The sequence below is a fragment of the Streptomyces sp. ADI95-16 genome (genome assembly GCF_003721495.1).
Classification (GTDB): Bacteria; Actinomycetota; Actinomycetes; order Streptomycetales; family Streptomycetaceae; genus Streptomyces; species Streptomyces goshikiensis.
The window spans coordinates 3324755-3344055 of sequence record NZ_CP033581.1 but is presented as its reverse complement, the minus strand read 5'-3'; the positions used below and the strand labels follow the sequence as shown (position 1 = coordinate 3344055).

The 19301-nt window shown below is 71.9% G+C and carries 14 protein-coding genes; 13 read left to right on the top strand and 1 reads right to left on the bottom strand.

Annotated elements, in window-relative coordinates:
• The first annotated feature begins 122 nt into the window (after positions 1 to 122).
• The 3 genes from EES41_RS14670 to EES41_RS14660 all read left to right on the top strand — a co-directional run bounded on the left by EES41_RS14670 (position 123) and on the right by EES41_RS14660 (position 4982).
• Positions 123 to 2441 (top strand): UvrD-helicase domain-containing protein, encoded by a 2319-nt coding sequence (locus EES41_RS14670; protein WP_123078656.1) that lies wholly within the window; start codon positions 123 to 125, stop codon positions 2439 to 2441.
• 459 nt (positions 2442 to 2900) lie between these two features.
• The gene (locus EES41_RS14665; protein ID WP_008743456.1) at positions 2901 to 4304 is read left to right on the top strand and encodes an NAD-dependent malic enzyme; all 1404 of its coding nucleotides are present in this window, start codon (positions 2901 to 2903) and stop codon (positions 4302 to 4304) included.
• 396 nt (positions 4305 to 4700) lie between these two features.
• A complete protein-coding gene (locus tag EES41_RS14660) occupies positions 4701 to 4982 on the top strand; it encodes an HU family DNA-binding protein (RefSeq protein WP_008743457.1) in 282 nt (93 codons plus the stop codon).
• Positions 4983 to 5088: 106 nt separating this feature from the next.
• Here the strand turns inward: EES41_RS14660 and murA are convergent, their stop codons facing one another.
• Positions 5089 to 6435: a UDP-N-acetylglucosamine 1-carboxyvinyltransferase gene (gene murA / locus EES41_RS14655; RefSeq protein ID WP_123078654.1), complete on the bottom strand. Its 1347-nt coding sequence runs from the start codon at positions 6433 to 6435 to the stop codon at positions 5089 to 5091.
• Positions 6436 to 6723: 288 nt separating this feature from the next.
• On the opposite strand from murA, the gene EES41_RS14650 reads away from it, so the two are divergent.
• The 10 genes from EES41_RS14650 to EES41_RS14605 all read left to right on the top strand — a co-directional run bounded on the left by EES41_RS14650 (position 6724) and on the right by EES41_RS14605 (position 19270).
• Entirely contained in the window at positions 6724 to 7284 is a 561-nt protein-coding gene (locus tag EES41_RS14650) for a YqgE/AlgH family protein (RefSeq protein ID WP_123078652.1), read from the top strand.
• Positions 7285 to 7313: 29 nt separating this feature from the next.
• The gene (locus EES41_RS14645) at positions 7314 to 7598 is read left to right on the top strand and encodes a DUF3039 domain-containing protein (RefSeq protein ID WP_037797664.1); all 285 of its coding nucleotides are present in this window, start codon (positions 7314 to 7316) and stop codon (positions 7596 to 7598) included.
• 182 nt (positions 7599 to 7780) lie between these two features.
• The gene (locus EES41_RS14640) at positions 7781 to 9424 is read left to right on the top strand and encodes a beta-N-acetylhexosaminidase (protein WP_123082463.1); all 1644 of its coding nucleotides are present in this window, start codon (positions 7781 to 7783) and stop codon (positions 9422 to 9424) included.
• 266 nt (positions 9425 to 9690) lie between these two features.
• Entirely contained in the window at positions 9691 to 10632 is a 942-nt protein-coding gene (locus tag EES41_RS14635; protein ID WP_174261810.1) for a xanthine dehydrogenase family protein subunit M, read from the top strand.
• On the top strand, positions 10629 to 12830 hold the full coding sequence (locus EES41_RS42975; RefSeq protein ID WP_254211446.1) for a (2Fe-2S)-binding protein: 2202 nt from the start codon (positions 10629 to 10631) through the stop codon (positions 12828 to 12830). The genes EES41_RS14635 and EES41_RS42975 overlap by 4 nt, the downstream gene beginning before the upstream one ends.
• A 65-nt stretch (positions 12831 to 12895) precedes the next feature.
• Positions 12896 to 15199: a xanthine dehydrogenase family protein molybdopterin-binding subunit gene (locus EES41_RS14625; RefSeq protein ID WP_123082462.1), complete on the top strand. Its 2304-nt coding sequence runs from the start codon at positions 12896 to 12898 to the stop codon at positions 15197 to 15199.
• A gap of 190 nt (positions 15200 to 15389) precedes the next feature.
• Positions 15390 to 15851 (top strand): hypothetical protein, encoded by a 462-nt coding sequence (locus tag EES41_RS14620; RefSeq protein ID WP_123078648.1) that lies wholly within the window; start codon positions 15390 to 15392, stop codon positions 15849 to 15851.
• The gene (locus tag EES41_RS14615) at positions 15851 to 17329 is read left to right on the top strand and encodes a hypothetical protein (RefSeq protein ID WP_123078646.1); all 1479 of its coding nucleotides are present in this window, start codon (positions 15851 to 15853) and stop codon (positions 17327 to 17329) included. Before EES41_RS14620 ends, EES41_RS14615 begins: the two co-directional genes overlap by 1 nt.
• Positions 17330 to 17351: 22 nt before the next feature.
• Complete coding sequence (gene mycP, locus EES41_RS14610; RefSeq protein WP_164495836.1) at positions 17352 to 18518, top strand: type VII secretion-associated serine protease mycosin; 1167 nt, start codon at positions 17352 to 17354, stop codon at positions 18516 to 18518.
• 116 nt (positions 18519 to 18634) lie between these two features.
• Positions 18635 to 19270: a S8 family serine peptidase gene (locus EES41_RS14605; protein WP_254211445.1), complete on the top strand. Its 636-nt coding sequence runs from the start codon at positions 18635 to 18637 to the stop codon at positions 19268 to 19270.
• Positions 19271 to 19301: the final 31 nt, after the last annotated feature.

Below are 19301 nucleotides of genomic sequence, written 5' to 3'. Positions count from 1 at the left end.
GCGGCGGTCCGTCCGGGGACCCGGCATGATCGACGCGTGGGACGGTCGCGGAACGGGCGTGCGGCAGGGCCCGCCTTCGCGTACGGTTGACGGTCGCCCACGCACGTCAGAAGGGGGCCTTGGTGGCCGCGCAGAATGCCGCTGTCGACAGCACGGCGGATTCCGTCCGCGATCGGGAGATCGCGGTCGAGCAGACGCACCTGGACCAGGTGTACCGCCGCCTTGAGGAGAAGATCCACGAGGCCGAGTTCCTGATGAACGACGCCGCCAAACGCGGCCAGGTCGGCACGCCCGGCGCGCTCGCCGAACGCGACGCGCAGGTCTTCCGCGCCGGAATCCACCTGAACCGGCTCAACAACGAGTTCGAGGACTTCCTCTTCGGCCGGATCGACCTCGTCCGCGGCAAGGACGGGGAACGCGGCCCCGACGGCGCCCACACCTCCGTCGAGCCCGCCGACGACGCGATCCGCCCCGACCTCACCGCCGACATCGCCGAAACCCTGCACATCGGGCGCATCGGCGTGCTCGACACCGACTACGCGCCGCTCGTCATCGACTGGCGCGCCCCGGCCGCCGCGCCGTTCTACCGCTCGACGCCCAAGGACCCCGGCCGCGTCGTGCGCCGCCGCGTCATCCGCTCCAAGGGCCGCAAGGTCCTCGGCGTCGAGGACGACCTGATGCGCCCCGAGGTCACCGCCACGCTGGACGGCCGGGAACTGCCCGCCATCGGCGACGGCGCCCTGATGGCCGCGCTCGGGCGGGCCCGTACGCACTCCATGCGGGACATCGTCTCCTCCATCCAGGCCGAGCAGGACCTGGTCATCCGGGCGCCCGCCGCCTCCGTCGCCGAGGTCGCGGGCGGGCCCGGCACCGGCAAGACCGCCGTCGCCCTGCACCGCGCCGCCTACCTGCTCTACCAGGACCGCCGCCGCTACTCCGGCGGCATCCTGATCGTCTCCCCGACGCCGCTGCTCGTCGCGTACACCGAGGGCGTCCTGCCCTCCCTCGGCGAGGAGGGCCAGGTCGCCATCCGGGCGCTCGGCTCGCTGGTCGACGGAGCCGAGGCGACCACGTACGACGATCCGGCCGTGGCCCGGATCAAGGGCTCCTCGCGGATGCTGAAGGTGCTCCGCAAGGCCGTACGGGGCGCCCTGGAGCTCGGCAACGCCGCCGGCCCCGCCCCGGACCGGCTGCGCGTGGTCGCCTTCGGGCGGCGCCAGGAGCTGGAGGCCGACGAGCTGAACCGGATCCGGCAGAACGTGCTCGGCGGCACCGCGCCGGTGAACCTGCTGCGGCCGCGCGCCCGCAAGCTGCTGCTCGACGCCCTGTACGCCAAGTCGGGGCAGTCCGGGCGGCACAGCGACCCGGAGCTGGCCGCAGAGCTGCGCTCCGCGTTCGACGAGGACATCTCCACCGAGGACGCCTTCATCGGGTTCCTGAACGCCTGGTGGCCGGAGCTCACCCCGCGCGCGGTGCTGGCCGCGATGGCCGACGAGCGCAAGCTCGGCCGCTGGTCGCGCCGGGACCTGAACCCGCGCGAGACGCGGCAGCTGGCGCGCTCGCTGCGCCGGGTGGGCGCGGACGGCAAGGGCCCCCTGTCGGTGCACGACGTGGCGCTGCTGGACGAGCTCCAGCAGCTGCTGGGCGCGCCGGCGCGGCCGAAGCGCAAGCGGGACCTGGACCCGCTGGAGCAGCTCAGCGGGCTGGAGGAGCTGATGCCGACCCGCGAGGAGACCCAGTGGGAGCGGGCCGAGCGGATCGCGGCGGAGCGCACCGAGTACGCGCACGTCATCGTGGACGAGGCGCAGGACCTGACGCCGATGCAGTGGCGGATGGTCGGCCGCCGGGGCCGGATGGGCACCTGGACGGTGGTCGGCGACCCGGCGCAGTCCTCGTGGACGGATCCGGGCGAGGCGGCGGCGGCGCGTGACGAGGCCCTGGGGACGCGGCCGCGGCGCCGGTTCACCCTCACGGTGAACTACCGCAACCCGGCGGAGGTCGCGGAGGTCGCCTCCCGGGTGCTGAAGCTGGCGATGCCGGGGATGGAGCCGCCGACGGCGGTGCGCTCCACGGGGCTGCTGCCGCGCTTCACGGCGGTGGCGCGGGACCTGCGGGACACCGTCCGGGAGGAGACCCGGCGGCTGCTGGCGCAGGTGGACGGCACGGTGGGCGTGGTCGTGGCCATGGACCGGCGCGCGGAGGCCGCGGGCTGGCTGGCGGACCTGGGGGAGCGGGCGGTGGCGCTGGGCAGCCTGGAGGCGAAGGGGCTGGAGTACGACGCCACCGTGGTGGTCTCCCCGGCCGAGATCGCGGACGAGTCCCCGGCCGGCCTGCGGGTCCTGTACGTGGCCCTCACGCGCGCGACGCAGCAGCTGACGGTCGTCTCCACCGCCGCCGACACCCCCGACCCGGACGGCGTGCCGGCGCTGCTCAGGCCGTAGGGATCCGGCCGGGCCGCGGGCGTACCGCCGGATGGCCCGCGGCCGGGGGTGTGGTGAGACGAGGTCAACTGTCCGGAGGGGGATCGCTTCCGGCGATCCTTTGTTAGCCTGGGTGAGGCACCGGCTCGATCCAAGCCCCCGGGCCCAACCTTCGTCGCTTAGAGCGACCACTTGCCGCGAGGCGAGCATGGCGGGTCGGTGTCATTAGGCGTAGCAACAGGTCTGTCCCCTCTGTTCCGACAGAGGGGGCAGACCTGTTTTGCGTGGCCGAATGTGGTGGGGGAGGGCTTCCACCACCCGCTCAAATCTCGTATGGTGGAAATGTCTTTCCGAAATTTGTAGCTGGTTACCTTGTACTGGCTGGTAGGTGGGACGATCGGACAACAGGCCCTGCCACGCCCACGGTGTGACAGGTCCCTGTATGTACAGAAAAACCAGGGACAGAAGAGGAACACGGCCATGGCAACGGCGCCCAGCGTCTCGTACTCGATGACGGTCCGCCTGGAAGTGCCCGCGAGCGGAACCGCGGTCTCCCAGCTCACCACCGCCGTGGAGTCCTCCGGCGGGTCGGTCACCGGCCTCGACGTGACCGCCTCCGGCCACGAAAAGCTCCGCATCGACGTCACGATCGCGGCCACCTCCACGGCGCACGCGGACGAGATCGTCGAGAAGCTGCGCGGCATCGAGGGCGTCAGCCTCGGCAAGGTCTCCGACCGAACCTTCCTGATGCACCTCGGCGGCAAGATCGAGATGGCGTCCAAGCACCCCATCCGCAACCGCGACGACCTCTCGATGATCTACACCCCGGGCGTGGCCCGCGTGTGCATGGCGATCGCCGAGAACCCCGAGGACGCCCGGCGCCTCACCATCAAGCGCAACTCCGTCGCAGTCGTGACGGACGGCTCCGCCGTGCTCGGCCTCGGCAACATCGGCCCGATGGCCGCGCTGCCCGTCATGGAGGGCAAGGCGGCCCTCTTCAAGCGCTTCGCCGGCATCGACGCGTGGCCGATCTGCCTCGACACCCAGGACACCGACGCCATCGTCGAGATCGTCAAGGCGATCGCGCCGGGCTTCGCCGGCATCAACCTGGAGGACATCTCCGCCCCGCGCTGCTTCGAGATCGAGGCACGCCTGCGCGAGGCCCTCGACATCCCCGTCTTCCACGACGACCAGCACGGCACCGCCATCGTCGTCCTCGCCGCCCTCACCAACGCACTGCGCGTCGTGGGCAAGGCAGTTGAGGACGTCAAGGTCGTGATGTCGGGCGCCGGCGCGGCCGGTACCGCCATCCTGAAGCTGCTCCTCGCGGCCGGCGTGAAGAACGCCGTCAGCGCCGACATCCACGGCGTCGTGCACGCCGGCCGCCCCGACCTCGTCGACGCGGCCGCCGACTCCCCGCTGCGCTGGATCGCCGACAACACCAACCCCGAGGGCTACACGGGGACCTTGAAGGAGGCCGTGGTCGGCGCCGACGTGTTCATCGGCGTCTCGGCCCCCAACGTGCTGTCCGGCGAGGACGTCGCCGCCATGGCGGAGGGCGCGATCGTGTTCGCGCTCGCGAACCCGGACCCCGAGGTGGACCCGGCCGTCGCCCGTCAGACCGCCGCCGTCGTGGCCACCGGCCGCTCCGACTTCCCGAACCAGATCAACAACGTGCTGGTCTTCCCGGGTGTCTTCCGCGGCCTGCTGGACGCCCAGTCCCGCACCGTGAACACCGAGATGATGCTGGCCGCCGCCAGCGCGCTCGCGGACGTCGTCGGCGAGGACGAGCTCAACGCGAACTACATCATCCCGTCCGTCTTCAACGACAAGGTCGCGGGCGCCGTCGCCGGGGCCGTCCGCAAGGCCGCCACCTCCGCCTAGGGCCCGCGGGCCGGGCGGCCGTGACGACGTGTGACGATCAGGGCCGTCACGGCCGCCGCGACGGCGACTGTGACGGCCCCCACGTACCTTCTCCGGCGCGTCGCGAGATGCGGGCCCCCCAAGCCCCCTCTAGGGTTGCGGGGATGCCCGCGTGGCCCGCGGTCCGCATCCACCGGAACCCTTGGTGCGGACGGAGCGTCACCGCGGCGTGACTGTGGCGCTTTTCGTGTGACCCTGGCGGGTGCCGGATTGGCTTTCCCGCCGCTGGTGGGGGCAGGATGCGTAACCGGGCGAGAGGGTCTGACGTCAGACCCGGGTCCGGGGACTGTCCGAGGGCCCTGGCAGCATCGGCTTCGATCTCACGCCTCTAAGGCAAGTTGAACACGGGAGTACAACATGAACCGCAGTGAGCTGGTGGCCGCTCTGTCCGAGCGCGCCGAGGTGACCCGCAAGGACGCCGACGCCGTTCTGGCCGCCCTCGCCGAGACCATCGGTGAGGTCGTCGCCAAGGGCGACGAGAAGGTCACCATCCCCGGCTTCCTGACCTTCGAGCGCACCCACCGTGCCGCTCGCACCGCGCGCAACCCGCAGACCGGCGACCCCATCCAGATCCCGGCCGGCTTCAGCGTGAAGGTCTCCGCGGGCTCCAAGCTCAAGGAAGCCGCCAAGGGCAAGTAGTCCCGCCGCGTAACACGCAGCGAAACAGCAAGGGCGGCCACCCGGTGGGGTGGCCGCCCTTCTGGCGTCCCCGGGGCCCCTGGTGGGGGCCCCGGGGCACGCGGGGTCAGACGAGGTCGCCGTTGGGCAGCTCGACCTTCGCGCCCAGCTCCACGAGCTTCTCCATGAAGTTCTCGTAGCCGCGGTTGATCAGGTCGATGCCGTGGACGCGCGAGGTGCCCTCGGCCGCCAGCGCCGCGATCAGGTACGAGAACCCGCCGCGCAGGTCGGGGATGACCAGGTCGGCGCCCTGCAGCTTCGTCGGGCCGGAGACGACCGCCGAGTGCAGGAAGTTGCGCTGGCCGAACCGGCACGCCGAGCCGCCCAGGCACTCCCGGTACAGCTGGATGTGCGCACCCATCTGGCCCAGCGCCGAGGTGAAGCCGAGCCGCGACTCGTAGACCGTCTCGTGGACGATCGACAGGCCCGTGGCCTGCGTCAGGGCCACGACCAGCGGCTGCTGCCAGTCGGTCTGGAAACCGGGGTGCACGTCCGTCTCCAGGGCGATCGCGTTGAGCGCGCCGCCCGGGTGCCAGAAGCGGATGCCCTCGTCGTCGATCTCGAACGCGCCGCCGACGCGGCGGTACGTGTTCAGGAAGGTCATCATCGAGCGCTGCTGCGCGCCGCGCACGTAGATGTTGCCGCCGGTCGCCAGCGCCGCGGAAGCCCAGGACGCGGCCTCCAGACGGTCCGGGAGCGCCTTGTGGTTGTACCCGCCGAGACGGTCCACACCGGTGATCCGGATGGTCCGGTCGGTGTCCATGGAGATGATGGCGCCCATCTTCTGCAGTACGCAGATGAGGTCCTCGATCTCCGGCTCCACCGCGGCGTTGCTGAGCTCGGTCACGCCCTCGGCCAGGACGGCCGTCAGGAGCACCTGCTCGGTCGAGCCGACGGACGGGTACGGCAGGCGGATCTTGCAGCCGCGCAGCCGCTGCGGTGCCTCCAGGTACTGACCGCCCTCGCGCTTCTCGATGGTCGCGCCGAACTGGCGGAGCACGTCGAAGTGGAAGTCGATCGGCCGGCCGCCGATGTCGCAGCCGCCGAGGCCCGGGATGAAGGCGTGGCCGAGGCGGTGCAGCAGCGGGCCGCAGAACAGGATCGGAATCCGGGAGGAACCCGCGTGGGCGTCGATGTCGGCGACGTTCGCGCTCTCGACGTGGGTCGGGTCGAGCACCAGCTCGCCCGGCTCCTCGCCGGGGCGCACGGTGACGCCGTGCAGCTGGAGCAGACCGCGCACGACCCGCACGTCGCGGATGTCGGGAACGTTGCGCAGCCGGCTGGGTCCGCTGCCGAGCAGAGCGGCGACCATGGCCTTCGGCACGAGGTTCTTCGCACCGCGGACACGGATCTCGCCCTCAAGCGGGGTACCGCCATGGACAAGCAGTACGTCGTCTCTGTCTGTGCCGGTCATGAATCTCGCGTTCCGGAGAGGGGCTCCCCCGGCGAAGCCAGAGGAGGGTGGGCAGGGGGCCAGGGAAAAGGGTAAGGGGCGCAACCCCCCTATCCGTAAGGCCAACGCGCCCGTATGAATGTCATGAATGAGACACAACACCCTGAGTGCCCGCCAGGTGGCGGAGCGTCGCGTTCCGCTCGGCTCTCGGGCGCGCGCTCCCGTCTGCTGCCGTGCGCCCTGAGCTGCGGACGATTGGATCTCGTCGCCCGCTCCCCCTCACGGGCGAATGTGCGAGATCATGTCGGCATGACCGAGGTGTCCTCCCTCACAGGGCGGCTGCTCGTGGCCACCCCCGCCCTCGCGGACCCGAATTTCGACCGCGCGGTGGTGCTCCTGCTCGACCACGACGAGCAGGGCTCCCTCGGCGTGGTCCTCAACAGGCCGACCCCCGTGGGCGTCGGCGACGTCCTGCTGCCGTGGGCCGCGCTGGCCGGTGATCCGGGCGTGGTCTTCCAGGGCGGCCCGGTGGCCCTGGACTCGGCCCTCGGCATCGCCGTCATCCCGGGCGAGGAGGGCCCGCTCGGCTGGCGCCGGGTGCACGGCGCGATCGGCCTCGTCGACCTGGAGGCCCCGCCGGAACTCCTGGCGGCGGCCCTGGGCTCGCTGCGGATCTTCGCCGGCTACTCCGGATGGGGCCCCGGCCAGCTGGAGGACGAGGTCGGCGACGGCGCCTGGTACGTGGTGGAGTCGGAGCCCGGGGACATCTCCTTCCCCGATCCCGAACGCCTCTGGCGGGCGGTCCTGCGCCGCCAGCGCAGCGAGCTCGCGATGGTCGCGACCTATCCGGACGACCCGTCGCTGAACTGACCCCGGCGGGGGTCGGTACCCTGGGTTTTATGAGCACTCTTGAGCCCGAGCGCGGGACTGGTACGGGGACCCTCGTCGAGCCGACGCCGCAGGTGTCCCACGGCGACGGCGACCACGAGCGCTTCGCCCACTACGTCCAGAAGGACAAGATCATGGAGAGCGCGCTCGGGGGCACCCCCGTCGTCGCGCTCTGCGGCAAGGTGTGGGTCCCGGGCCGGGACCCGAAGAAGTACCCGGTCTGCCCCATGTGCAAGGAGATCTACGAATCCATGGGCGCCGGCGGCGACAAGGACAAGGGCGGCAAGGACCAGTAGCCGGTCCTCCGGCCCGGCTCCGCGGGACCACCAAGGCCCCCGGGGCGCGCATCGGCGCGCCCCGGGGGCCTTGTGCGTACCCGGGGCCCCGGGGCCTTGTGCGCACTAGGGTCGGCGGCAACGAGCGCTCTGTGGAACGTCTGTTGCGCAGGGTGCAACACGCCGTCGTGAAGGGCTGCCGCATGGACCTCATCCCCCTGCCCCGGAACGCCGCGCTGCGCGAGGACGCCGCGCCCTACGTGTTCGGCCCCGAGCCGGTGCTCGACGCCGGGCCCGGCACCGGGGGAACCGCGCGCTGGCTGCGCCGCGAGCTCGGGGCGGCCACCGGGTGGGGGCTGCCGCAGGCCGGGCCGGACGCGGCCGGCGACGCGGACATACGGCTGCGCCTCGATCCGCGGCTCGGGGCGGACCTCGGGCCCGAGGGGTACCGGATCGGTATCGACGGGAGCGGCGCGGAACTGGCCGGCGCGAGCGCCGCCGGGCTGTTCTGGGCCGCGCAGACGCTGCGTCAGCTGCTCGGCGCCGACGCCCACCGCAAGGCGCCGCTGCCCGGACGGGTGTGGAGCCTGCCGCACGGCTCGGTCGCGGACGGCCCCCGGTTCGGATGGCGCGGCATGATGCTCGACGTCGCGCGGCACTTCACGCCCAAGGACGGCGTGCTGCGCCACATCGACCTGCTCGCCGCGCACAAGCTCAACGTGCTGCACCTCCACCTGACGGACGACCAGGGCTGGCGGGTCGAGATCAAGCGCCACCCGAGGCTCACCGAGGTCGGCGCGTGGCGGCCGCGCAGCCGGTGGGGCCACCGGGCCTCACCGCTGTGGAACGAGACCCCGCACGGCGGCTTCTACACCCAGGACGACATCCGCGAGATCGTCGCGTACGCCGCCGAGCGGCACGTCCGGGTGGTCCCGGAGATCGACGTACCGGGGCATTCGCAAGCCGCGATCGCCGCGTATCCCGAGCTCGGGAACACCGATGTCGTGGACACCGCCGCGCTCGGGGTGTGGGACGACTGGGGCGTCAGCGAGAACGTGCTCGCGCCGACCGAGGACGTACTGCGGTTCTACGAGGGAGTGTTCGAGGAGCTGCTGGAACTGTTCCCCGCCGAGGTCTCGCCGTTCGTGCACGTGGGCGGGGACGAGTGCCCCAAGGCGCAGTGGCGCGCCTCGGCGACGGCGCAGCGGCGGATCCGGGAGCTGGGGGTGGCCGGCGAGGACGGGCTGCAGTCCTGGTTCATCCGGCACTTCGACACCTGGCTGGCGGCGCGCGGGCGCCGGCTGATCGGCTGGGACGAGATCCTGGAGGGCGGCCTGGCCCCGGGCGCGGCCGTGTCGTCCTGGCGCGGGTACGCGGGCGGCATCGCGGCCGCCGGGGCGGGCCACGACGTGGTGATGTGCCCCCAGCAGCAGGTGTACCTGGACCACCGTCAGGCGGACGGCCCCGACGAGCCGGTGCCCATCGGGTACGTGCGCTCGTTGGAGGACGTGTACCGCTTCGAGCCGGTGCCGCCGGAGCTGTCGCCGGAGGCCGCCGTCCACGTCCTGGGCGCGCAGGCCAATGTGTGGACCGAGGTGACGGAGAACCAGAGCCGGGTGGACTACCAGGTGTTCCCGCGGCTGGCCGCCTTCGCCGAGGTGGTGTGGTCACGGCTTCCGGAATCCGCCGAGCGGGACTGGCACGGCTTCGAGGAGCGGATGGCTGGGCACCGCGCACGCCTGGACGCGCTCGGGGTCGACCACCGCCCGCCCGGCGGTCCGTTGCCGTGGCAGCGCCGGCCCGGGGTGCTCGGACGCCCGATCGAGGGGGAGCCCCCGATCGTGTGACTCCGGCAACCGGAACTCTTCGCCAGTCTTTGGAACTCTTTCTCGATTTCGGTTGATACGTGGGAAATCGGGCGCGATGTGCCGAGGTGGGCCGGGGGTGACCCTTCGGGGTCGACCGGCAGACCCTCGCGCCGGGCGGTGCGGAAGATGTGCCAGAGTTGCCACGTCCCGGCGGTGAGCACGTACCGTACGGCGGACAGGCGTGAGCGCCGGGACCGGGACATCGGGAAGGGGCAGCTGGGTTGACCACGCACGCACCGCATGCATTGCACGCACCGGATTCGCCTCAGGGGCCCCAGGGCCCTCAGGCCTCGCACGCGGCGCAGTCCGTGACGCTCCCGGTCTCGCTCGACGAGGCCGTGGCGGCGCTCACCGCCATGCCCGCCGCCGTGCCCGTCGCGGGCGGCACCGACCTCATGGCCGCCGTCAACGCGGGACTGCTGCGGCCCGCCGCCCTGGTCGGTCTGGGCCGGATCAACGAGATCCGGGGCTGGCAGTACCAGGACGGCCACGCGCTGCTCGGTGCCGGGCTCACCCACGCACGGATGGGGCGGCCGGATTTCGCCGCTCTGATCCCCGCCCTCGCGGCGGCCGCGCGGGCCGCGGGCCCGCCGCAGATCCGCAACGCGGGCACGCTCGGCGGGAACATCGCCACGGCGGCGCCGACCGGTGACGCGCTGCCGGTGCTGGCGGCGCTGGAGGCGATGCTCGTCATCGTCGGGCCGGGCGAACCGGGCACCTCGGGGTCCGTCGGGTCCGCGGGCACGTCGACCCGGGAGATCCCGGTGTCGCACCTGCTGGCGGGGCGCGACATGCTGCGGCCGGGCGAGCTGATCGGCTTCGTACGGGTGCCGCTGCTGCACGCGCCGCAGGTGTTCCTGAAGGCCACGGGGCGTACGGGACCGGGGCGCGCGGTGGCGTCCGTGGGGCTCGTACTGGACCCCGCGCGCCGGGGTGTGCGCTGCGCGATCGGCGCGGTCGCCCCGATGCCGCTGCGGCCGCTGGAAGCCGAGCAGTGGGTCGCCTCGTTGATCGACTGGGACGGGGGCCGGAGCCTGGCCCCCGAGGCGCTGGACGCCTTCGGGGAGTACGTCGCGGCAGCCTGCGTACCCGACCAGGGAGAGCCGGTACCCCCCGGCGTACTGCATCTGCGGCGCACGGTCGCCGTGCTGGCACGGAGGGCCCTGGGGAGGGCGCTGACCTCATGAGTGAGAACGAGATCGGGAACATGAGCGGTGGCAGCGGGCCGGGGCAGGCCGAACCCGTCTGGGGCTGGGAGCCGGTGCCGCACGGCGGCGAGTACGACTCCGACGCGACGGCCTTCGTGAAGCTTCCGGAGGACATGCTGAACGCGCTCGGCACCGGGGAGCCGCTGGCGGCCCCCGGGCACGGGTACGTGCCGCCGCCGATGATCGTGCCGCTCGGCTCCGCCACCACGGACCCGTCGGCGACCGGGACCTGGGCGTTGCCGGTGCAGTGGCCGGAGGCGGGGGCCGAGCCGGCGCCCGCGCCCGCGCCGGTGGGCGGGCCGATCCCGGCGTCGATCCCGCTGCCGCCGTCGGTGGCGGAGGCGTTCGCGGCCTCCCAGGGCGGCGAGGCGGAGCACGACCCGGGCGCGACCGCCGAGTGGCGCTTCCCGCAGGGCGAGCGGGAGCGGGAGCAGGGGCAGGGGCAGCAGGAGCAGCCTCAGCCCGACGGGCAGGGGCAGGGGCACGGCACGGGGCAGTGGGCGATGCCGGCCTCGGTGACCGGAACCGGCGCCCTGGACGCCGACTGGAGCCAGGCCCCGGCGACGCTGCCGGGCGGTGCGGCGGCCCCGTGGGCGACCCACTCGGGTCACCCGGGGAACTCCGGACACTTCGACCACTCCGGGAACTTCGAACACGCAGGGCACCCGGGGCAGCCCGGGCAGTCCGGGCAGTCCGGATACGCCGGGTACTCCGGGTACGAGGACGCGCGCGGGTACGCGCCGGAGCAGCCGGGCACCTCGGAGGGCGACCTGTCGCTGACCTCCGGCGTGCTGCCGGGGCTCGCCGAGGCCGCGCGCGGGTTCGGCGGCCACGGGGCGGGCGCCCCGAGCCGGGGCCCGCGCGTGCTGGGCGGCCCGGGCGTGGGCACGCTGCCCGAGGGCGAGCCGGCGCACCCGGCTCCGCACGACATCGAGGCCGCCCACGGCGCGGCGGCGGCGCCGGCGGCCGCGCAGCGACCGCATCCGGGCGCCGAGGCCGGGCACGCGGGCGACGGGTACGGGTACGTGGAGGCCGGGCACGCGCACGACGCGGAGCAGCGGCAGCGGCAGCGACAGCAGCAGCCCGAGCCGGAGCGGGGGCCCGAGCCGGAGCCGGCCGAGGCCGCCGCGTACGAGCCCGAGGGGTTCGAGCCGACGGGGTTCGAGGCCGCCGGGGCCGGGCCGGACGGGGCCGAGGCCGATGGGTTCGAGCCGGACGGAGCCGAGGCCGACGGTGTCGAGCCCCACGGGGTCGAGGCCGACGGGTTCGGGACCGGGGCCGCGGCGCCGGGTGGGCCCGCGGGGGCCGCCGAGCACGATGAGCACGGCTTCACGCGAGCCGGCCTCGCCCTCGCCGAAGAGGGGGAGTCGCCCGTCCCGGCCGAGGGCGTCACCGACACTGCCGGGGCGACCCCGGACGCGGACAGCGCCGGAGGTTTCCCGGCCCGGGACACGACGTACGACGAAGAAGACGTCGCGGTGCCCGCCGCCCATCACGAACATCCGTCGGCGTCCTACGTCCTGCGCGTCAACGGCGCCGACCGCCCCGTCACGGGCGCCTGGATCGGCGAGTCGCTGCTCTACGTGCTGCGCGAGCGCCTCGGCCTCGCCGGCGCCAAGGACGGCTGCTCGCAGGGCGAATGCGGGGCGTGCGCCGTGCAGGTCGACGGCCGGCTCGTCGCCTCCTGCCTGGTGCCGGCCGCGACCGCCGCCGGGAGCGAGGTCCGGACCGTCGAGGGACTCGCGACCGACGGGGAACTCTCGGACGTGCAGCAGGCGTTGTGCAGGTCGGGCGCGGTGCAGTGCGGATTCTGCGTCCCCGGCATGGCCATGACCATCCATGACCTGCTGGAGGGCAACCACGCCCCCAGCGAGCTGGAGACCCGCCAGGCGCTCTGCGGCAACCTGTGCCGCTGCTCCGGCTACACGGGGGTCATCGACGCCGTCCGCGAGGTCGTCGCCGAGCGCGAGGCGACGGCCGCCGAGGCGGAAGCCGCGGCCTCGGGCGCCGAGCCGCGCATCCCGCACCAGGCACCGCCCGGCGAGGGCGGCATCCACGGCGACCACGGTCACCAGGGCAACCACGGTCACCAGGGCGACCACGGGCCCCACGGCGACCAGGGCGACCACGGGACCCACGGGACCCACGGGCCCCACCACAACGGAGGCATGGCGTGAGCGGGCAGGACGCGGCCACGGCGACGACGGGCACGGCCGCCGGCACGGCGACGGCGACCTCAGGGGTGACGGCCTCCGGGGCCGCTCCGGCCGGCGACACCGAGGAGCAGCAGGGCCCGCCGCGCGGAATCGGGGCCTCCGTGCCCTCCGTCGACGCCCGCGCCAAGGCCGAGGGCACTTTCCCCTACGCCGCCGACCTGTGGGCCGAGGGCCTGCTCTGGGCCGCCGTGCTGCGCTCCCCGCACGCCCACGCCCGGATCCTGTCCATCGACACCTCCGCCGCCGCCGAGATGCCCGGCGTCCGCGCCGTCGTCACCCACGCCGACGTCCCCGGCGCCACCACGCACGGCCGCCGCATCGCCGACCGGCCGGTGTTCGCGCACGACGTGGTCCGCCACCACGGCGAGCCCATCGCCGCCGTCGCCGCCGACCACCCCGACACGGCCCGGCTCGCCGCGGCCGCCATCGCGGTCGAGTACGAGCTGCTGGACGTCGTCAGCGACCCCGAGCAGTCCTTCGGCGCCGCCCCCATCCACCCCGACGGCAACCTGATCCGGCACATCCCGCTCCGCTACGGCGACCCGGAGGCGACCGGCGAGGTCGTCGTCGAGGGCCTGTACCGGATCGGCCGCCAGGACCCCGCGCCCATCGGCGCCGAGGCCGGACTGGCCGTGCCGCGGCCCGACGGCGGCGTGGAGATCTACACCGCCTCCACCGACCCGCACACCGACCGCGACCTCGCGGCCGCCTGCTTCGGCCTCGAACCGGACCGGGTCCGCGTCGTCGTCACCGGCGTCCCGGGCGCCACCTCCGACCGCGAGGACGCCGCGTTCCAGCTGCCGCTGGGCCTGCTCGCGCTGCGCACCGGCTGCCCGGTCAAACTGGCCGCCACCCGCGAGGAGTCCTTCCTCGGCCACGCCCACCGCCACCCGACGCTGCTGCGCTACCGCCACCACGCGGACGCGGACGGCCGGCTGGTCAAGGTGGAGGCCCAGATCCTGATGGACGGCGGCGCGTACGCCGACGCCTCGTCCGAGTCGCTCGCGGCGGCCGTGGCCTTCGCCTGCGGCCCGTACGTGGTCCCGCACGCCTTCGTCGAGGGCTGGGCGGTCCGTACGAACAACCCGCCGTCGGGCCACGTCCGCGGCGAGGGCGCGATGCAGGTCTGCGCGGCGTACGAGGGCCAGATGGACAAGCTCGCGGCCGCCCTCGGCATCGACGGCGCCGAACTGCGCCTGCGCAACGTACTGGCCACCGGCGACCTGCTCCCGACCGGCCAGACGGTCACCTGCCCGGCGCCGGTCGCCGAACTGCTGCGTTCGGTACGCGACTACCCGCTGCCCTCCCTCCCCAAGGACACCCCGGAGGACGAGTGGCTCCTGCCCGGCGGCCCGGAGGGCGCGGGGGAGCCGGGAGCGGTGCGGCGCGGGGTCGGGTACGGGGTGGGCATGGTCCACATGCTCGGCGCCGAAGGCACGGACGAGGTGGCGACCGCCACGGTGAAGGTGGTCGACGGAGCCGCGACGGTCATCTGCGCGGCGGTCGACACCGGGCAGGGCTTCTCGACGCTCGCCCGCCAGATCGTCCAGGAGATCCTGGGCGTGGACGAGGTGGTGACGGCCCCGGTCGACACCGACCAGCCGCCGGCGGGCCCGGCGGCGCACGGCCGGCACACGTGGGTGTCGGGCGGCGCGGTGGAGCGCGCGGCCAAAATGGTCCGGACCCAGCTCCTCCAGCCGATGGCCCACAAGCTGGGCATGTCGACGGAACTCCTCCAGATCCAGGACGGCCGGATCACGTCGTACGACGGGGCCTTCTCCACGACGGTCCCGGAGGCCATGGCGGGCAAGGAACTCTGGGCGACGGCCCAGTGCCGCCCGCACCCGACGGAACCCCTGGACGGGGACGGCCAGGGTGACGCCTTCGTGGGCCTCGCCTTCTGCGCGATCCGCGCGGTGGTGGACGTGGACATCGAACTGGGCTCGGTGCGGGTGGTCGAACTCGCCGTGGCCCAGGACGTGGGCCGGATCCTGAACCCCCGTCAGCTGGAGGCCCGTATCGAAGCGGGCGTCACGCAGGGCGTGGGCGCGGCCCTGACCGAAAACCTCCGCTCGGTCGCGGGCCTGGTCCGCCACCCGGACCTGACCGGGTACGCCCTGCCGACCTCGCTCGACACGCCGGCGGTCCGCATCGTCAAACTGATCGAGGAACGCGACGTGGTGGCCCCGTTCGGCGCGAAGGCGGCCAGCGCGATCCCGGTGGTCACCACCCCGGCGGCGGTCGCCTCGGCGGTCCGCGCGGCAACGGGCCGCCCGGTCAACAGGCTCCCGATCAGGCCATCGGCGGCGGTGGCCGCGCCCAACTCGTGACCGTGTGACCCGCATTGCACGTGCAACCCCGGGGTTGGGGGTGTCGGTCCCGATCGTTAGAGTGATACGGAGTGAGTTCCCGTGCGCGTGCGCACGGGTGCGAACGCGTGCGAACGGGGACGGGTCGAGGGGCTGGCGCTAACGCTGATGCCCGCGACCAACGGGGAGTCGGGGAGTCGGGGAGGCCAACGTGGTTTTCAACTTGGTGCGGGCGCTTGAGGTCGAGTACGAGTCGATGACGGGCTACAAGAAGCTGGTCGACGAACTCCTCGACAAGCTGGACGGTTCCGAGGCCGACGGCAAAAAACTCGCGCACGGAACGCTCCCGAAGGGCACCCTGGGCACGGGCTTCCCGGAGGCGGAGACGCTGTTCGCGACGTACAACACCGTCCACGCGCAGCTGCAAAGCCTGTCCGAGGGACTGGCGATGCAGATCGAGGCCCTGGGAATCGCCGTACTGACGGCGGGCAAGGGCTACGGCGGCGTGGACGAGGAGACGAAGCGGCGGATGGCCGCGATCGCCAAGAGGGCGGAGAAGGAGTACGTCCCGGAACGGGATCCGCTCGCGCAGCACTACGGCATCAGCCAGAAGCAGAGTGAAGCACGGTCGCAGGGCCCGGCTGGCGCCGCAACGATGGAGGGCGAGGTCTGATGGTGACGCACTTTGAGGGCTACTCCCATGAGCAGCTCTGGGCGATGGTCTCCGCCATCAATCCTGAAGCGGTGAAGAGCAGGGCAACATCTCTGACCACGGCGGCGACCACGATCGCGGAGATCGGGGAAGCGCTCAAGAACCACAAGGTGACTGGCTGGGAAGGCGATGCGGCCCTGGCGTTCCAGAACTGGGTGAGCCGGGCTGGCAGTGCGACGCTGCGCCTCAGCGACTACAGCAAGGTGGGCGGCGAGTACATGACCCTGGCTGCCCAGGTCATGATCGAGGCCAAGCGCGACGCGGAATATGACGCCGGTGCGACAGCCAAGCTTCAGGCCAACCTGGATGCGGCCAAAGAGTTCCACAACGACCCGGACGCACTGAAGATCGGCCAGCAGTCTTACTCCACACTGACTGGCAACCATCAGCGGGCCATTGACGCGCTGACGAAGCTGGCGCAGCGGTACGAGGAGTCGGCGAAGGAGATGGGCTCGGCGGAGGTGCCGACGTTTCCGCCGCCGCCGGGTGACTTTGTACCCACTGGCTATTCGGGTGATGGGGATCGGGCTCGTTCTGAGGGTTCCGGTGGTGGTGGCGGAACGGGCAGTTCCTACGCCTCGACGAGTTCGGGTTGGTCACCCACACATCAACCCGGCGGGGTGACTAGTAATCAGCCGAGGCACGACAGTGCCCTGCCCCCGACGAGCGTGCCGGGGTCGACCCCCGTGCCTGTGCTGCCAGACCACGCTGTGGACGTCGACCTTGACCACGTTGCGACGTTGCCAGCGACGAGTCTCCCTCCGACGACGCCCCTTCCCGGTCCTGGCCCGGTCGCTGGGGGCCCCAACGCCGGTGGGACTCTGCCGCCGCTGACGCTCCCGCCGATGATCGGCGGCGGTGGCCCAGGCCTGCCCGGCATCGGTCCCGGAAGCCTGCCTCCGGGTATCGCCCCAGGCGGCAAGGTCGGCGGGAAGATCGGTGGCCTCGCACCGGTGCTGCCTCGCGACGCCGGCATCGTCGGTGGCCGCCAGGTGCCGGTCAGCGGACCCAGCGGCAGCATCCCGCGCGGCACGGTCATCGGCGAAGGCATGCAGGGCGGCGGCCGCGGAATGATGGGCGGCGGCATGGGCGGCGGCATGGGCGGTGGCGGCCTCGGCGGCTCCCACGGTGTCCCCGGCGGTTCGATGGCGGGCCGTCGGCTGGCCATGGAACAGGGCGGTGTCGTCGGCGGGCGTCAGCCCGGTGTCGGCGGCCGCTCGACCACGGGCGGTCAGCCGTTCACGCAGGGCGGCTCGGGTCTCGTGCGCAACGGGTCGGGTGCCGGTCCGGTCGGCGGTGCGATGGGGCACGGGGGCGGGGGCGCCCGCAGTGCCGGCAGGCGCCGTGACGAGCAGGGCGGCGAACGCCCCGACTACCTGTCCGAGGACGAAGAGACGTGGCAGGCCAACCGTCGTGTTGTGCCGCCTGTGATCGACTGAGCGGGAACGGACGTTGCACGGGATGCGCATGCGTAAGGCGACCTCAGCCCTGGTGGGTCTGCTGCTGGCCGGGGTCGCCGCGACCCCGGCTCACGCAGAGACGATTCGGGAGCAGCAATGGCATCTCAACGCCATGAAGGCCGACGACATCTGGAAGATCAGTACGGGTAAAGGTGTGACCGTCGCAGTCATCGACAGCGGAGTGGATCGCATTCCCGAACTGGAGGGCCAGGTCCTTCCCGGTAAGGACTTTGCTACGAGCGGGTACGAAGGTGATGAACGCACCGACTATGACAAACACGGAACGACCATGGCCGCAGTGATTGCTGGCTCTGGTAAACATCCGAGTGGTGATGGTTCGTTCGGGTTGGCGCCCGGTGCCAAGATTCTGCCGATCCGCGTGCCCCACGAGGGTGGCAGGGGTACGTCGTGGACCGAGGCGATCCGGTACGCGGCAGACTCGGATGCCAGAGTCATCAACATCTCCATGGGCTCGTCCACAGAGGACCCGGGGCGGCCTGAAGCAGTGGAGTATGCCCTTTCCAAGGGCAAGTTGATTTTTGCCGCTGTCGGAAACTCTGGAGATTCGACCAATCAGGTCAACTATCCCGCTGCGACGCCTGGCGTGGTGGGGGTAGGCGCCGTCAACGCCGACGGAGCCGTGACTGATGAATCTCAGCGTGGACTGCAAGTCGACATGTCCGCACCTGGAATTGACATTGTTACGGCTTGTGCGGGGAAAACGGGGCTCTGCACGAGTCACGGCACCAGCGATGCCAGCGCGCTCGCTTCAGCGTCCGCCGCGCTGCTGTGGTCGGCTCATCCTGACTGGACCAACAACCAGGTGCTGCGAGTGCTGCTGAACACGGCCGGTAAGCCGAAGGGCGGCGCGGAGCGAAACGATTACATCGGCTATGGCGTTGTCCGGCCCCGGATCGCGTTGCCCACTCCCGGTGACCCCGGGCCTGCGAACGAGTTCCCGCTTCCGGATTTGGCGGCTGCCGGGGTGTCGGCGTCGCCCTCCCCGTCTGCCGACGCAGAGGCACCGGAGTCCGGGAAGCCCGCCCCTGCGCCTCAGGCTGAGGAGGAGAAGGGCGGGGATCTGCCTTGGATCGCTTTGGGCATTGGCGCCTGCGTGATCATCAGCGGAGCCGTGGCTACAGTCGTCGTTCGTCGTCGGAACCGCTGAGGCATCAGTCGATGCGCAGTACGACTGCGGCTCTGGTGGGTCTGTTGCTGGCCGGGGTCGCCGCGACCCCGGCTTACGCGGAGACGATTCGGGAGCAGTAATGGCATCTCAACGCCATGAAGGCCGACGACATCTGGAAGATCAGTACGGGCAAAGGTGTGACGGTCGCGGTGATCGACACCGGCGTCAGCCGCATTCCTGAGCTCGAAGGGCAAGTCGTCCAGGGTAGGGACTTCTCCCATGGGTACGAGGGCGACGAGCGTACTGACTACAAGAAGCACGGCACTGGCATCGCAGCGATGATCGCGGCTAGTGGGAAGCATCCGTCGGGTGACGGGTCATTTGGACTGGCTCCGGGATCCAAAATCCTTCCCCTTCGTCTTTCCGAAGGCGGCGGGGGCTTGCGCCACATGCAGTCAATCAGTGAAGCGATTCGGTTTGCGGCGGACTCTGACGCAAAGATCATGAACATCTCGTTCGGCGGCCCAGGCGGGAGTGCTGAGCTGGACGAGGCGGTTAGCTATGCATTGAGTAAGGGGAATCTGATCTTCTACTCGGTCGGCAATGACGGCGCAGGAGCCAACGAGGTTATATACCCCTCTGGGTCGCCCGGCGTCGTCGGCGTTTCAGCCGTCAACCCCAGCGGTGGTGCGACGGACGAATCTCAGCATGGCTCGCATGTGGATATAGCACCAGGTGTCGACATTAGAGCTCGTAACAGGATCTTGATGGAATGTTCTGGTCAGCCGTGACCGGTGTGACGATTCGGCCGTTCGTGGTGGT